The sequence below is a fragment of the Brevibacillus sp. NPDC058079 genome (assembly GCF_042885155.1).
GTDB lineage: Bacteria > Bacillota > Bacilli > Brevibacillales > Brevibacillaceae > Brevibacillus.
In genome coordinates this window covers 154840-169395 of record NZ_JBHVSO010000005.1, presented here as the reverse complement: position 1 = coordinate 169395, position 14556 = coordinate 154840, and the positions used below count along the sequence as shown (strand labels likewise).

Below are 14556 nucleotides of genomic sequence, written 5' to 3'. Positions count from 1 at the left end.
TGGTCTAAACAAGACGTAGGGACTGCCCTTTTTACTTGTTGAAAAATCTATTACTCCAACTCAGCCGCCACACGACTCACTTTTGCCGCCAGCTCGTCGAGATCGATGTTCATCTCAAGAGCCGCAAACAGGCCTGTGAAGTACTCGTTGATCTGGTCGATGACGCGATTACGCTCACTTGTCACCAGCTCTTGGAACAGCGTAGAAAACTGCTCATCCAACTGCTTGTTTCCGATTTCTACATACCCGCTCACTGGTTCTTGCATGCGCTTTTCCAGTTCTTCACGCATTTTCCCTTTGCCATCCTGCTCGAAAAAGTCTTTGGTGTTTTTGAACAAGGAAATCGCAGATGCAAATGCAGATTCAGCTACTGGCAGTTCGTTAGCAAAGGACAGTGTTTCCACCTGCCGCTGCTGATAAGGCGCCAATGTCAACCCTGCAGCGTAGCCTTGTGCATCTTTTTGCCACGCCGCAACAAGTGTTGTCCCCTGCTTGTTCGTGAATTTCTCCAAGCGAAGGGTAGTCGCTCTCAGCTCCTGCGCCAAGTCGTAGCTGATCGAACGCAGAAGATCAGTCAAGCATCCTTGCAGGGCTTGCTTCATGTTGCGTCCATCGTCCTTAATGACAGCTGGGTTAAAAGCGAAATTGAACAGTTCATTGAAACGGAAGAACAAGCGCTGGCGAACGTAGTAGAGCAGCTCCTCGCGCTCTTTTGCCAAGTCGCGCTCGAACGAAGCGGTAGACATTGCTTCAACAGCTGACAGAGCCTGTGTCTTGGCGTTGCTTGCTGCTTCTTTGCGCAATTGACGCTCTTCTTCTCCGGACTGTGCCATACGCATGAATTCTGTCATGGTATCATGGGCGCGACGGATTTCACCGATTGCAGCATTCACAGCAATTTGCGTCAGCTCTTCAATCGTAAAACGGAGGAACTCTGCTTCAAACGACGCCATTCCCGAGAACTTGAATGCTTCATCTGCCGGCATCAGCGGCTCGCCTTCAGCCGTATTCGTGCGCTGGCGGTATACTTTCTCGGCAGAAGCTGCCAGCTTGCCTTTTTCATGCATCCGTGCCAACAGAGCAGTCTGGCTGGACACTGGATAAATACGTGGGAGGCGAATGCCGCACGAGAGGAGGTTTTTCTCTACGTGGGTAAGGACACCCTGCAATTCCTCATCGTTTGCTGCGAGGTCACAAGCATTGACGATAAAGAACATTTTGTCCATTTCAAACGTATCCTTGACGCGCCCCATTTGCAGCAAAAATTCGCGGTCAGCCTGTGCAAAGGCGTGGTTGTAATACGTCACGAACAGGACCGCATCCGCGTTTTTCATGTATTCAAACGCCACGCCTGTGTGTCGTGCGTTGATGGAATCCGCACCAGGCGTATCGACAAGTACGATGCCCTGGTCAGTCAGTGGGCAGGAATAGAACAGCTCGATGTATTCCGCAAAACAAGCTTTTTCTTCCTTGGCTACAAAGCCTTTGAACGCCTGCATATCCACCAGCAGTTCTCCACCCAAATGAGCTGCCATTTCTGGCAATCCTTTTGTAACAGCTTTCAAAAAGGTGTAGTGCGGTTTTGCCGTAGGCGGGATTTGTGCGACGTCGATCTTGCCCAGCTCAGCCAATGCCCCATCCAGATCAGATGCAATCAGTCCAAACACAGCGAGTGAACGGATAACATCCTGCTCGATTGCTTCGCGCTCCTTCAAAACGACACGCACAGTTCCATGCGGGCGTTCATCCGTAGGCGGCATAATTTTGTTGATCGCCGCTGTCGTCGGATTCGGCGATACAGGCAGCACAAGATCGCCCATCAAGGCGTTGGCAAACGAGGATTTTCCTGCGCTAAAAGCACCAAACAGTGCAACGGTAAAACGATTGGCAGTCAGGCGATCTGCTCGATCCAGCATCGCCTGTGCCTGTGCTTGCATCCCTGGTACGGAAACGACTTCTTCACTTGCGCGTCGCAGACGCTCTGCTGCCGCAATTAGTTTGTCTCGTAGTTGATTCATGCTACTTGTTCTCCTCCACGCATAATCGCCAACAGACGACCCTTGGTTTCTTCTTCTCTCGCTGCCAGTCCTGTCAGCTTTTGATGCAGCGCTGCCATTTCACGTAATACGCCAAGGCGCTCACCTTGAGCTGCACTTTCTACACGCACCTGCTCTTTGATCATTTCAACCACTTGTGCAATGAAGGACAGGCCCACGCGTCTGTACTCCAGCTTCATCCCGCTGGAAATATCCGCACAGTAGTTCAGGACGTACTCACTCGAAGCCGCACCCTCTTTGATGTGCTTGCTCAGGAACTCGCCCGTAATCTCGATCTTGGTCGCGTGAACGCTGGCGTGATATTCTTCGCTCCGCAAATCAAACACTTGCGGCTGCTTGCCGAGCCATTCTTTGAAATGGAAGTCGAGATTTCCCGCCACTTTTTCGCGGAACTCGACGAGAAGGGCTTCTTCGCGACGTGCGCGTTCTTCCTCTGTCTTCTTGCCTGCAAACAACAATCCCACCTTGAAGCCCGGCTTGCGGCTCTCCAAATAGCTTCGTGCTGCTTCGTTCGTGCTGAAATAAGTCAAACGAGCGTTGTCCAAAAGTACACTCAGCTCTTTTTCCATCTGCATTCGGGCATCCTCAGCACGCTGCTCTAGAGCCGTTGCTGTGGCTTCCTCCTGCTCAAGCGCTTTCTGCACAGCCGCTGCATTACGACTGTCGATGCCTTCTACTTCCAGACCATCCAGCTGGGCTTCCCACTGCTGGCGTTGATCTGCCTGGCTTGTTCTTACTACTTGGATGTGTTCGTCAATCAAATGCTCGGCAGCACTGCGAACGCTCGTGTCGACCAGCTTTTCACGATCAGCGATCAACTGTGCAAGCATGCCCTTAAATTCCGCATACATGTTCTCAGGATGATCTGGCTCCGCAAGCGACGTGTAAAAAATACCATCCGGATGAATGTTCCAGGTCGCGAATGCCTCCTCGACACTTTCCTTATAGCTATCAAAATCCAATTCGAAATCAATATGTTTATCAATCATGTTCACAACCAGATAGACTGGCTTGCCACGGTCCTTCAAGGTCTTCGTAAAGTTGAAGTTCTCTTCGGCTTGAACATGGTTATAATCCATCATATAAATGACGACGTCAGCCAAATGCAGCGCAGATTCTGTAGCGATTTTGTGTGCCGCATCCGTGGAGTCAATGCCCGGGGTATCGAGCACGCTGGCGTATTCGTCAAGGAATGTTCCCGGATAGGAAACCTCTACGGATTCTACCGTATCTCCGTCAACAGCAAACTGCTTGAGTTTCTCCATCTCCGTATCTGGATCAAATGTAAGGACTCCGTTGTTCATGGTGAAGACGCGAGCCGCTTTTTCTCCGCCGCGAATCTTGACGACATTCGCACTAGTCGGAATCGGATTGGACGGCAGCAAATTGACACCCAGAAGCGTGTTAATCATCGTTGATTTTCCAGCGGAAAAATGTCCGCAAAACGCAATATTCAACTCAGCGCGCTTTGTTTTCGCGGCCAGTTGAATGAGCTTGTGTGACGTGGTTTCGTCTCCCTGCGATTTCATTACTTCCGCGAGTTCTTCCCATATATGTGCCAGTCGGGAAAAGTCCGTTTCCCGGATCAATACTTGACTGTCAAGCACTTCTATTCCACCCTTCTCCATCATTCCTACTCTCTCTACTAATACCTGTTCATGAACTTCCTTTTACTACTCTCTATTCTACCATGCCGAATGTAACATAGGTCACAGATGAGTTCAATTCAAAACTATGAAAGATTTAGCATTCGCCTATTCTTCCGCATAATTTTCCTCCCATCTGGAAAAAATCGCACTAACATGATATTCGCATTCTGAACGGGAGGAACTTCAAATGATGCGCAGATTTTTGTCCCAGCGTCGCCAAAAGAAAACTCCCTCTCTTATCGCACAGCGTTTGCAGCAGCGAAATGATCCTACGCTTACGCTATCGACCAGTTTGCAGCAAAATATGGAGACGTTCAAGACCGTGCTGGGCAGCCCACACGACTTATTAATTCGTTCCTTTACGATCGGCAACACTAAACATTCCTGTGCCGTTATTGCGATTGATGGATTGGCGAACTGCGATATGCTGGATACGCAAGTCCTCGGACAAATCCAGTTGATGATCTCGACTGCTTCCAAAGTAGTACCGACTGAACCAGATGAGATTGTCCAGATGCTATATGAGGAAGTCCTTTCTGTCGTTGAAATATCGAAAGCAACAGATTTGACAAAAATACTCGAAGGCATTCTTTCCGGGGACACAGCCATTTTTGTAGATGGATCGACCGAAGTCATTATTGTCGACAGCAAGGGATGGAAAACTCGCTCCATTGAAGAGCCGGTCTCCGAAGGCTTGGTGCGAGGTCCGCGGGACGGCTTTACGGAGAGTATCCGAGACAACACCGTTCATATACGCAGACGTATCAAAGACCCGAACTTGCGCTTTGAAGGGTCCATCATAGGCAGACGCAGCCGAACAGATGTGATCATCGCCTACATTGAAAACATCGTTGATCCAGAACTACTGGATGAAGTGAGACGGCGAATCTCTACGATCGATGTTGACGAGATAGAAGAGTCCGGTTTTATCGAGCAATGGATTGAAGATGATTTTCTGTCGCCTTTTCCGCAGATTCATAATACGGAGCGTCCCGACAAAGTCAGTGGAGCATTGTTTCAAGGGCGCATCGCGATATTGGTGGACAGCACTCCCATGGTGCTCATTTTGCCTGTGACGATTGGCTTGCTCCTGCATTCACCAGAGGATTACTACGAGCGTTGGATTGTCGGTTCATTAGCTAGGCTGTTGCGGTATTTGGCAGCTTTTCTGGCCGTCTATTCGCCCGCTTTCTATATCGCTCTCGTCACCTTTCACCCTGGCTTGATCCCGTCTGATCTCGCCTTCTCGATTGCAGCCACACGTGATGGGGTTCCGTTTCCGGCCTTCGTAGAAGCGATCATGATGGTGACGACGATGGAGCTGTTGCAGGAAGCCGGAATACGCTTACCGAAACCGATCGGCCAGACCATCGGCATCGTCGGCGGTCTCGTCATTGGTGACGCAGCGGTTTCTGCGGGCATCGTCAGTCCTGTCATGGTCATCGTCGTCGCCCTCACTGCCATCGCTTCTTTTGCCATCCCTTCTTATCACCTTGCCATCGCCTTTCGAATGATTCGTTTTTTCGCCATGCTTATGGCAGCCATTTTTGGTATATATGGCGTGGTGTTAAGCTTGATTGCCATCATGATTCATTTATCCAATCTGACCAGCATCGGGTACCCTTATTTGGCGCCTCTTGCTCCACATATGCCGAGGGATTGGAAGGATATGATTTTGCGCGCACCTGTTACCTTTTTGAAAACCCGACCAGATGCCCTTCACACAAAAGATGAAAACCGAATGAATACAGGAGGGTCGTAAGTGAGTGCACAAACCTTGGCGGAGAAAATGATCAGCAAAAATCATATGGGGATTAACATTGCCTCAGTCACAATCGGCGTCGGCATCCTGACTTTTCCCCGCTCCTTAGCCAAGGCGACCGGAGCATTCGATGGATGGATTTCCGTCGTGATCAGCGGTCTTTGTGCGTGTCTGATTGGCTGGCTGCTTGCCAAGCTGGCGGCTCGGTTTCCGAGAAAAACCTTCTTTGAATACAGCTCCATCATTGCGAGCAAACCGATCGCCTACATCTTGACCTTTCTCGTCTGTATTTACACGATGCTATTTGTCTCGTTTGAAATCAGGGCAATCGGAAACATCGCCAAGCAGTACCTGTTCTACAATACTCCGGTGGAAATGATCACGCTCTCCTTTCTCTTGATCGTTCAATATTCCGTCGTTGGATCACGTATTGCCATGCTGCGGCTCAACTTGCTGTTTTTGCCTGTGGTTCTTGTCGTCATGTTCATTGTCTTGCTTTTTACGACTCAGTTATTTGAGGTCGAAAATATACGTCCCTTCTTCTCTTCGGACTGGCGCTCTCTCTTGGCAGGTTCCAAAGATGTCGGGCTGTCTTATTCCGGCTTTGAAATCATTCTTTTCTATGCCATGTTGATGAAAAATCCCCAAGAAGGTACACGGGCTGTTACGTTAGGTCTTTCGATCCCTATTCTGCTCTACACGACCATCTACATGTTCATCATCGGTGTATTCTCTGCTGACGTTGCAACGAATTTGACCTATCCAACCATTGAGCTGGCAAAAGAGGTAGAAATCCCTGGGGGCTTTTTTGAACGGGTGGAATCCATCTTCTTTACCATCTGGATCATGACGATCTTCAACACTTGTGCAATGTGGCTCGATATTACGGTGCTGAACTTGTCGTCCATGTTTTTTAATGTGCACAAAACCGTGTGGGTCCTGATCCTCTCTCCCGTCATTTATTTTGTCGCGATGCTTCCACAAAACCTGGTCGACTTCTTTACGTTCGCTGACAGTGTCACCTATTTCGGGATCGCTGTCGTCTATTTATGTCCCATATTGCTGCTCGTAATCGCCGTTTTGCGAGGTGTCAAAAGCAATGAATAGACGACTCATTGTCTGTAGCATCGGCTTGCTTCTTTCCACACTGCTGGCTGGCTGCTGGGATCAGGTTCAAATTGAGGAACGAGGATTTGTGGTAGGCGTAGCGATTGATAAACCTCGTACGAAAGAAGCCGAGCAGCAAGCCAAACAAGAGGCTCCAGACAAACCTCAAGTAAAAGAACGCTTTCTCGTCACACATCAATTCGTCGTCCCCGGCGGATTGATCGGCCAAGGAAGCGGCGGTGGTCAAAACACAGCCAATGAGGCTTACCACAACCTCATATCCGAGGGGAATTCTCTTTTCGAGATTTCTCGCGAATTGGCTACCCGGACCAGCAGAACCCCGTTTTATCAGCATATGAAAATCCTGATCGTCTCCGAAGACGTCGCCCGTACGAAAAACGGTTTTGCCAGAGCACTCGATTTCTATCTGCGTGATCCGGATTCCAGACGAAGTAGCAAGGTATTTATCTCAAATGGTCCTGCCAAAGAAGTATTGGAAGTCAAACCGAAAACAGAGAAGCTGCCCGCTATTTACGTCAATTCGATTGGAGAAAACGTCAATAAAAATTCCCGCATGCTTCCAGAGGTCCGATTAGGAGATGTCCACGAGGAGCTTCTCAGTCCGTACAGTTTTGTGGTTCCGCGCATCAGACCCCATGAGCAGGAGGTAAAATTAGCAGGCGCCGCTGTTTTTACCCATGACAATCAGATGATAGGTTTTCTCGGGGAAGAAGAGACGGAGGGACTGAATTTTCTCACGGGAAAAGTTAGCGGAGGGATGGTAAAAGGCAAGTTTAAAAACAACCTTGTCTCGATGAACATCCAAGGAATCAAACATAGCATTGAAAAAGATTTACGCGATCAGCAGCACATGAAATTCACGATAAAAATCGAATGTGAAGGCACATTGGCCGAGTCTTACGCCATAATGGATTCCTTAAATAGCACGGCAATGGAGAAGCTTGAAAAAGTGTTTGCCGAAGAAATCGAGCGAATGAGTAATGACACCATCAGGAAGGTCCATAAGCAGATGAAAGTGGATGTCATCAAGCTTGGCAGTTATCTGAAGCAGCATCATTTTTCGCTATGGAAAAAGATTCGGCAGGATTGGGAAAAAGGACAGCGTCTGTATGAAAAAAGTGAGATAACGGTTCAAGCAAAGGTCTATCTACGCAATATCGGTGCAATCAACCGTACCGAACGCCAAAACAACAGGTGATCCCATGTTTAAATTTTTAGGCGTAGTCCCTCCGTATTTGACCTTCACAGGGACGGTCTTGGCGTTTTTGATTCCCTTTCTTTTTTTTAAAATCAATAACAAAATTCACGAGATAGGCGATCCTCCCTGGAAGAAACGGAATGACTCCAATTCGTAACAAAACTTCTATCAACGTCAAAAAAGGGGCTTACTCAGTATTTCGAGCAAGCCCTTTATTCCTTCTTTTATTCTTGTTGTGCCAGCAAATCAGCAAACGCTTTGGCATACGCAGGCAGATCAGGCGGTCTACGTGAACCAACAATGTGACCGTCTACTACGACCTCTTCATCTACCCAAATCGCGCCTGCATTCTCCATATCATCTTTAATGCCTGGCGTCGATGTCGTGGTTACCCCGCGCAAAATTTTTGCGGAAGCAAGCACCCACCCCGCATGGCAAATATGGCCAATCGGTTTTTTCGCCTCGTGCATCGCAATCACAAACGACAGCACTTCCGGATAGCGGCGCAACTTATCAGGTGCCCACCCTCCTGGAACGAGTACACCTGCATAGTCGGCAGGATTGACCTCTGCCATCGCTTTGTCAGCCTCACACGGTACACCGTACTTCCCTATGTAGACGTGATTCGCCTTCGGGCCGACGAAATGGACGGTAGCGCCTTCCTCTCGCAGTCTCATCACCGGATACCAGAGCTCGAGATCCTCAAATTCACTTTCAACGAAGCAAACCACTTGTTTTCCTGCAAGCCTCAACGTTCTCGCCTCCTTTTCCTTCTATACTACGCTATTGTAGCATGCATCCCCTCAGAAGTAGGTATATACATGACGACTTTGGTCCCTTTTCCCATTTCAGAGGTGATACTCAAGGTAGCACCAGGAATGGTATCCAATCGTCTGCGGATGTTTTGGATGCCGATGCTTCCTTTTTGATTCTCGCCTTTTGACATTTGATACAGGAGATCATCTGCAATACCGACCCCATCGTCTTCGATCATGACCTTGATGTAATGACCTCCGTCCACAATTGTAAGCGTCACGTGACCTTTTTCGTCCTTTTCGAACAATCCATGTCGGATCGCATTCTCTACGAACGGTTGGATGCTTAAGGAAGGAATCTCTTTGTCAAGAATCCCTTCATCCACGTGACACACAAAGTCGAAGCCTTCCCCAAAACGAGCCTTTTCGATCTCTACATAAGCATGGATGAGCTCCATTTCCCGAAATAACGGAACGAACAGCGTCGTTCGATCCATATCCAAAATGTAGCGCAAATACTGGCTGAGCATGGTGATGAGATACGCTGCCTTTTCCCCATCGGTATAACAGAAAGAAATGACACTGCTTAAAGCGTTGTAGAGAAAATGCGGCTTGATTTGAGCCTGATGAAACGCATGTTCATTGCGAATTGCCTCCTGAATGGAGGTTTTCATCGAGATCAGTGTCTGCACGCGGGCAATGAGTGTCTCCGCATCAAACGGTTTGGTCACATAGTCGTTCGCCCCTGCTCTATAGCCGAGTGCAATGTCTTGAGGGGTATCTCTGACCGAAGCAAACAGGATCGGCAAGTCGAGAATCGAATACTGCGTTCGCAACAGCTGGCACAGCTCAATCCCCGATACTCCTGGCATCATCACATCCAGTATGACGAGATCAGGTTGTGGATGCTCCTTGATTTTCTTCATGGCTTCTTTTGCCGAAAAAGCCGAAATCACATTATAGCGATGCTTAGAAAGGATGTTCAGTAAGGTGTGAATGTTGGATGCCTCGTCATCGACAATCATGATGGTGTATTGGTGATCATCCAAAATGTTGAGGGGAATCTGTTCACTGGCCTCCCGATGTCTCTCCTGAGCCGTTGCGGCAAGCTCCTGCGTGACCATCTGCTGATGCCCCGTCTCCAGCGTAAATGTCATACGGGTGCCTTTGCCAAGCTCCGAGCTCTCTACCCAAATTTCCCCTCCCATGAGTTCAACCAGCTTGCGATTGATGTATAAGCCTACACCCATGCCTGTATACCCATCCTGTGGCAATAGCTGATCCACCTGCTCAAAATAATCAAAAATGGCTTCATGCTTAATCGGTGAAATTCCTATCCCCGTGTCCTCAACGGAAATACGAACCTGCCCCCCCACCACGCCCGCTGTTACCTTAATCGAGCCTACATTCGTATGCTTGATAGCATTGTGTACGAGATTATACATGATTTGACGAAGCCGATTCTCATCTGCATACACCCAAATGTTAGCGGGGACCTGATTTTCCAGCCGGACATCTTTCCCCAGCAGTTCGAATTGCAGTACGTCAAAGACAATTTGGGTGATGACCTTGATATCCACAATCGAAAAATGGAGGCGCAGCTCCCCGTGCTTTAGGCGAGTAACATCGAGTAAATCACCAACCAGCATGGATAGCTTGATCGATGTATCCTTGACGAGCCAAAGATTTTGTTTTTGTTTGGAGGACAACATATGACTCTCATCTTCTAGCAAATGGGACGTGATATTGATAATCCCGTGCAGCGGTGTCTTCATCTCATGCGAAGTATGCGTCAAAAATTCATCTTTGATCTGATTGGAAATCTTCAATTGATGGGATAGAACTTCTGTTTTTTCATACGCATTCGTGAATCGAACTGCCAAAAGAATGTTGATGAAGGTAATGAAATAGAGGATGCCGATTTTTCCCGCAAGATCAGTGGGCACGATGTTTTCAGCGTATAGAAGACCATCAATGAGACTGACCGACATGGAAATACTCGCCCCAATGAAAAGCAGCAATTCTTTTCGGTCGGACGAGTCCCTCTGACTCTTGCCAGATAAATAAATCAGCCTACCCATTATGAAGAAATGAATGATTTGCACATAAATCAAGAGAGGCCCTTTCAGATTCGTATAGAAGGAGTAGGGCAAGACGAGAATGACAAGGATGTAGAGAAAAATGGGTGCTGTCAGCTTCACCAGCCAGTTGCGGGATAGAACCCTCGTATCAATGGAACAGAAAAATAGGGCGAGCAAGATTGTGCTCGCAAATAGGGAGGCATCTTGTGCCTTGTACGCAACTGTGAAAGGAATCGAAGAAAAAAGCTGCAGCAGCATCTTCTCACCAAAAACCATGTGATAAATGCCAAGAACAATCATATAGCTGCCGCTGAACAAATAGGTTCTCTCCCTCATGCGGAGAAAATAAAAGCTAAGATGGTACGCAGCCATGATCCCCAGTGTTACCACAAAAGCAATATCCGTGCCGAGCAGGGTGCTGTTTAGAATGGCAATATCCTCATCCAAGCCCAGTTGGATCGAACTCGCAATCCCCCCGGTGAAAAACATGAAATTCGCCACTTGAATGACAATCTCCAGATCCTTGTCATCTCCGGAAAAAAACACGGTATATGGCGTATTCCCTGGTTGATGGGCTTCACTCACTACGGCAGGATGTCCACTCGCACCTTCTTCGTTTCCGTTTAGGAATAATCGGTGGGACATCCGAATGCTCTTTGTTTTCAATCCGTAGATTTGCCCGTCTTCTGGAAGCTTTACATGTAATCGATAGGTTGCAGCACCTTTCCGGTCGATACTATCGATGACACTGTCTCCCTTCCACGTTCCAGGCACGACCAGATATGAGACATTTGCATGTTGCCCTCGTCGAAAATCTTCAGGTGAAAGCAATTCACCTGGATATATCTCCCATTCCCCATCTAAATTGACTATGCCTTGGCTTTGAAAATCCCAGCTCGACAAATCGAGCACTCCCCGCTTCGCCATAGGCATGTCCCGACTAGGAAAAGTTTGTATATAGATCCCGATAAATACCGCTATGGAAAGTAAAAAAACCAATCCAATCCCGGCAGTCATCAGGAAATTCCTTCGCTCCAAAAATGTATCCCCTTCCCCGACAGAGCTCGAATATGTACGATCTTCTTGTTCTAAGAGTACCATTTCCCCCTCACAAAAATCTCACAATGTTATTACGTACAAAGAAAAAGGAGCCTCATAGTTCGAGACTCCTTTTTCCGATTATCATCTTCTTGTTGAACTAGACTATCACAGCGGCTCTCCCAAACTGATTCGCAACGCTCTGTACAAGCGCTCCAATACGACTAAACGCGTCAACTGATGCGGATACGCCTTCTTCGGGAATGCCAGCCGCTCATTTGCCCTGACCAATACTTCCTCTGATAAACCAAATGAGCCACCAATGACAAAGAGAATCTCGTTTCGCCCTTCCGCTGACAAATCTTCTACCTGCACAGACAACCTCTTCGGGGTCCACAGCTCTCCTTCTCCAGTGAGGGCAATGACATACTGCTCTTGTTTGACTTGTGCGAGAATGTTTCGTCCTTCCGAGAGCCTCACTTGTTCGATCTCAGAGCTGCTCATGCTTTCCTTGCAGGCTCCTTCTGGAATTTCGACGATGTTCATCCTGCAATAGACGGCCAATCGTTTGCTGTACGCTTCCACACGTGGCAGGACATCATTTTTGAGTTTTCCCACAGACAAAATGGTGAACTGCATGAAACTCGCCTTCTTCCTTTTTCTTGGAATGATAGCAATTCTTTCTCCCAAACTTCTCACACGATCAGATGTCTTACGTTACGAGGGCAAAAAAAGACAGGAAGAATCATGTCTTCCTGTCTCACTGTCCCATTACGCGCGATACCCACCGACTTATCTCCTCGGGTGGATCCGTTTCCCACTCTTGCCGATAGGCATCAGCGAACCTGGCGTAGTGCTGGACGATTTTCTGTTTTTGCTCGCTTCTTGCGTATATATCCATCAAAGCGACATTCATTTCCTCGTGCAAAGGGTACACCGCCAAGTACTCTTCTAGCCTGCGCACGGCCCTTGGTAACTCCTCTGAGGCAATGTCGAGCGATACCAGTTTGCACATCAGCTCCGTATACTTTTTCCGGTACCGTTCTTCCAGAGGGGCTTTCCACAAGAAATCCTTGCGATCAAAAAGGGCCCCCTTGTACATTGCACACAAGTTTTCGGCTCCTCCTGCGCTTTTCCTATCCTTTAACGAAGAGAGATCGAATTGCTGGAATGCCAATAAATCGTACGTCTGATCCATCGGGTGAAATAGATAGCCTTCACCCGTTTTTTGTATATCGATGCAGAGTTCCTGCTCCTTCATGATTTTCTTCAGTCGGTACATGGTATTGTGCAGGTTATGCGTAGCTCTGCTCTCGTCCATCTCCGGCCATAACAGATCTGTCAGATGCCACTTGCTGATATCCTGCTTGGGATGGCAGAGAAAGTAGGCGAACAACTCCTCACTCTTTTTCGTCGGCCAACGAACCACTTCACCACTTCCATTACGAACATCCAAACCACCGAAGCATTGGATGGACACGTTCTTTTCGACTTGTTTCATCGGTGCTTTCATTTGCAGCTGTTTCACTAACCGATTCGTCACTCGTTCAATGGCCGCAGGCGTTACTGGTTTTAAAATATAGTCAAACGCATACACCTTAAACGCATCCAGTGCATACTGTTTATACGCTGTCGTAAAAACAATCTTTGTATGCTCAGACAGCTCATTTATTTTGGATCCAAGCTCAAGTCCATTCATTTTCGGCATCTCGACATCTAAAAATGCAACATCAGGACACAGATCGGATAGACTAGCTAACGCCTCCAGTGGATGTGTGAAAGCTCCGACGATGGTATAGTGATCGTTTTGTCCGATTACATGCTTCATGAGATCAAGGATGGGTTTCTCATCTTCCACTATCATTACCTTAATCACTGTCGTCCTCTCCTTTGGCAGGCTTTGTTTGTCCTGCTGCTTCCATGCGATCTTCCCTAACTATTGTCGGTATAATGGACGATGATTTTAAGAACAAAAAAAAGTGAGAAACAGGCCTACTCACTGTTCCCCACCTTATAACGAAAACCATATGTATAGATTGCTGGTGCCGGTAGAGGGACTTGAACCCCCACGGTTTCCCTCACGATTTTGAGTCGCGCGCGTCTGCCAATTCCGCCATACCGGCCTATTCAAAATAAAACATGGTCGGGAAGACAGGATTCGAACCTGCGACCCCTTGGTCCCAAGCCAAGTACTCTACCAAGCTGAGCTACTTCCCGATTGCCAGCAAAATCGGACCTTCTCTCATTCGACAATTTCCGATAAGTATTGCAACACTTACATACTATACAGGCAAATTGAACCAATAGCAATACCGGATTTTTTTGGAATATAGTCATTTTTTCCTAGTTTTTACCTCCCCTCTCCATGTTGTACATATTTTTCCACATGGTATTTGTCGTTTTAGGAAATCCTGCGGAAGATTAAACGGATAGTCCAGCGGATGACGCCCGACAACGATCCAGCGCCCATTCGGAAGCTTTTTCAACTGGTACACACGGAAAAATCGATCACTTGGATCGAAGGCAAACCATACCACAAGCGTCGCACATCTACTACCCGAAGACAGGACCTTTGATTTTACAATCGGTGGCGCCCCTATCGTATCCCCTACAGGGATCGCGAGTCGTCCATTTATTCGCCGCAAATCAAGATTGCCGATCACTCGATTTGCCAGACAAGGGGTCATGAATTTTTGCAAGAAACGGCGAATTTTCAACTTGGAATTAAACCGCTTCGGCAAGATGATTCCGCGATCCCCCACCCGCTTATGCGCGGAAAAGATAATCGTAAAGAAAGCCTGCTCTGCCAATCGAATGACTTGCACCCATTGCTTTTTCATATGACGTCCCTCCCCCTGTCAGACTATGCATCGCGGGAGGAAAACGGT

At 47.9% G+C, this 14556-nt stretch carries 10 protein-coding genes and 2 tRNA genes; 3 read left to right on the top strand and 9 right to left on the bottom strand.

What is annotated here, in order from left to right; genetic code table 11:
• Positions 1-50: 50 nt before the first annotated feature.
• Both ACFVS2_RS16675 and ACFVS2_RS16670 read right to left on the bottom strand, forming a co-directional pair.
• Positions 51-2018, bottom strand: coding sequence for a dynamin family protein (locus ACFVS2_RS16675; protein ID WP_390235744.1), 1968 nt, complete (start codon positions 2016-2018; stop codon positions 51-53).
• On the bottom strand, positions 2015-3688 hold the full coding sequence (locus ACFVS2_RS16670) for a dynamin family protein (RefSeq protein ID WP_390235742.1): 1674 nt from the start codon (positions 3686-3688) through the stop codon (positions 2015-2017). The genes ACFVS2_RS16675 and ACFVS2_RS16670 overlap by 4 nt, the downstream gene beginning before the upstream one ends.
• 205 nt (positions 3689-3893) lie before the next feature.
• On the opposite strand from ACFVS2_RS16670, the gene ACFVS2_RS16665 reads away from it, so the two are divergent.
• Genes ACFVS2_RS16665 through ACFVS2_RS16655 form a run of 3 tightly spaced genes read left to right on the top strand, consistent with a single transcriptional unit; the run spans position 3894 to position 7794 of the window.
• Positions 3894-5468 (top strand): spore germination protein, encoded by a 1575-nt coding sequence (locus ACFVS2_RS16665; protein WP_390235739.1) that lies wholly within the window; start codon positions 3894-3896, stop codon positions 5466-5468.
• Complete coding sequence (locus ACFVS2_RS16660) at positions 5469-6575, top strand: GerAB/ArcD/ProY family transporter (protein ID WP_390235737.1); 1107 nt, start codon at positions 5469-5471, stop codon at positions 6573-6575.
• Positions 6568-7794, top strand: a complete 1227-nt coding sequence (locus ACFVS2_RS16655) for a Ger(x)C family spore germination protein (RefSeq protein WP_390235735.1) — start codon at positions 6568-6570, stop codon at positions 7792-7794. The genes ACFVS2_RS16660 and ACFVS2_RS16655 overlap by 8 nt, the downstream gene beginning before the upstream one ends.
• 224 nt (positions 7795-8018) lie before the next feature.
• Here the strand turns inward: ACFVS2_RS16655 and ACFVS2_RS16650 are convergent, their stop codons facing one another.
• The 7 genes from ACFVS2_RS16650 to ACFVS2_RS16620 all read right to left on the bottom strand — a co-directional run bounded on the left by ACFVS2_RS16650 (position 8019) and on the right by ACFVS2_RS16620 (position 14508).
• Positions 8019-8546, bottom strand: a complete 528-nt coding sequence (locus ACFVS2_RS16650; RefSeq protein WP_390235733.1) for a type 1 glutamine amidotransferase domain-containing protein — start codon at positions 8544-8546, stop codon at positions 8019-8021.
• Positions 8547-8572: 26 nt separating this feature from the next.
• A complete protein-coding gene (locus ACFVS2_RS16645; RefSeq protein ID WP_483862253.1) occupies positions 8573-11668 on the bottom strand; it encodes an ATP-binding protein in 3096 nt (1031 codons plus the stop codon).
• A gap of 168 nt (positions 11669-11836) precedes the next feature.
• Positions 11837-12307: a 23S rRNA (pseudouridine(1915)-N(3))-methyltransferase RlmH gene (locus ACFVS2_RS16640; protein ID WP_390235729.1), complete on the bottom strand. Its 471-nt coding sequence runs from the start codon at positions 12305-12307 to the stop codon at positions 11837-11839.
• Positions 12308-12428: 121 nt separating this feature from the next.
• Positions 12429-13544 carry a response regulator gene (locus ACFVS2_RS16635; protein WP_390235727.1) on the bottom strand — a complete coding sequence of 372 codons (1116 nt, stop codon included), beginning with the start codon at positions 13542-13544 and terminating at the stop codon, positions 12429-12431.
• Positions 13545-13708: 164 nt separating this feature from the next.
• Positions 13709-13791 (bottom strand) — tRNA-Leu (locus tag ACFVS2_RS16630).
• Between the two features lie 17 nt (positions 13792-13808).
• A tRNA-Pro gene (locus ACFVS2_RS16625) sits at positions 13809-13885 on the bottom strand.
• A gap of 116 nt (positions 13886-14001) precedes the next feature.
• Positions 14002-14508, bottom strand: coding sequence for a hypothetical protein (locus ACFVS2_RS16620; RefSeq protein WP_390235726.1), 507 nt, complete (start codon positions 14506-14508; stop codon positions 14002-14004).
• Positions 14509-14556 lie beyond the last annotated feature (48 nt).